General features: G+C 38.3%; 2 protein-coding genes. Both read left to right on the forward strand.

Going from position 1 to position 1,583, the window contains the following annotated elements; genetic code table 11:
• The first annotated feature begins 137 nt into the window (after positions 1 to 137).
• Entirely contained in the window at positions 138 to 593 is a 456-nt protein-coding gene (locus ABHC48_RS20255; RefSeq protein WP_118254521.1) for an Hsp20/alpha crystallin family protein, read from the forward strand.
• Positions 594 to 729: 136 nt separating this feature from the next.
• Complete coding sequence (locus ABHC48_RS20260) at positions 730 to 1,182, forward strand: Hsp20/alpha crystallin family protein (RefSeq protein WP_118584015.1); 453 nt, start codon at positions 730 to 732, stop codon at positions 1,180 to 1,182.
• Positions 1,183 to 1,583 lie beyond the last annotated feature (401 nt).

Below are 1,583 nucleotides of genomic sequence, written 5' to 3' on the forward strand. Positions count from 1 at the left end.
ATACGTGTTATATTACAGATAGAACAAAGGAAGAGAGATAAAAGAAAAGGTATTCCAGATGTTCGAAGAACTAGAAATGATAATACAGCAGACTGGATCGTGAAGATCTAGGGAGCTTTTGAAAGGAGATATGACTTATGTTAATGCCTAGTATTTTTGGAGAAAACTTATTTGATGATTTCTTTACACCATTCTATTATGATGACAAAGATGAGAAGAAAGCGGAAAAGAAGCTGTACGGAAGAAGAGCACAGAATCTCCTGAAGACAGATATTAAGGAAAAACCGGAAGGTTATGAACTGATTGTTGATGTTCCTGGCTTCAAGAAAGATGAAGTCAAAGTTGCATTGAAAGATGGTTACTTAACTGTCAGTGCAGCAAAAGGTCTGGATGAAGACGATGAAGATAAGAAGGGACACTACATCAGACGTGAACGTTACGCAGGAGCCTGCGAGCGAAGCTTTTATGTAGGCGAAGAAGTGACTCAGGAAGACATTAAAGGTGAATACAAACATGGTATCCTGAAACTGTTTGTTCCGAAGAAAGAAGCAAAACCAGTTTCCAATGATCCGAAATATATAACCATTGAATGATAATGATAACATCTGATTGATAAAAAGCTCGTGGTGTTGCCCGAAGATTTCGGGCAGTACCCTTTAAATATAATTGTAAGTAACAGTCGAAAGACTTGAATATAGATTTGTTTGTCATGAAAAGGAGATATGACTTATGTTAATGCCTAGTATTTTTGGAGAAAACTTATTTGATGATGATTGGATGAACTTCCCGTTTAACGATGAGTTTTGGGGCAAGAAGAATCCGCTTTATGGTAAACATGCGCAGAACATGATGAAAACGGATATCCGTGAAACAGACGGTAGCTATGAACTGGATGTCGATCTTCCGGGATTTAAGAAAGACGAGATTCAGGTACAGCTGAAAGATGGTTATCTGGTACTTTCTGCTGCAAAGGGACTGGATAAAGATGAAAAAGATAAAGAAGGTAATTATATCAGGCGTGAACGCTATGCGGGCAGCATGTGCCGAAGCTTTTATGTAGGCGATGCAGTAAGCGAAGAAGACATTCATGCAAAATATGAAGATGGTATTCTGAAACTGTCCGTGCCAAAGAAAGCACCTGAGAAAATAGAAAAAGATGGTTATATTGCCATTGAAGGTTAAGGAAATCTCCTTATAGTCGGGGCTGTCGCATCAATGATTAGGAAATCATAGGTGCGGCAGCATCTTTTTGCCGTTTTTAAGGCGAAATATTCTCTCCTTTCATTCTGTTTCTACAAGAAGGCGAACTTTAATAAACCTTTTCTGGAAAAAGGTTCGTTTTCAGGATTTACTTTTGACCTGTCAAAATCAGGCGGTTTGTTTGAGTGGAAATAAATGCCGCCCTGTCCTTCCTGCCTGAATCTTATGATGAAGCTTGTTTATGTTATACCCGATCGCCAGCAAGATACTCTGGGCGGTTACATTTGCTTTCCTTCGATATAAATATCGCCTGAATTCCATATACAAAAGTTCTTTTAATTCTATTACTATCTGTTCGTTCTCCATTTTCACCTAATCTCTTT

This window comes from Ruminococcus sp. 1001136sp1 (assembly GCF_039841815.1).
Classification (GTDB): domain Bacteria; phylum Bacillota; class Clostridia; order Lachnospirales; family Lachnospiraceae; genus Blautia_A; species Blautia_A faecis.

Coding starts and splice junctions, on each gene's coding strand:
- ABHC48_RS20255 (WP_118254521.1), top strand. CDS start 138: ATGTTAATGCCTAGTATTTTTGGAGAAAACTTATTTGATGATTTCTTT.
- ABHC48_RS20260 (WP_118584015.1), top strand. CDS start 730: ATGTTAATGCCTAGTATTTTTGGAGAAAACTTATTTGATGATGATTGG.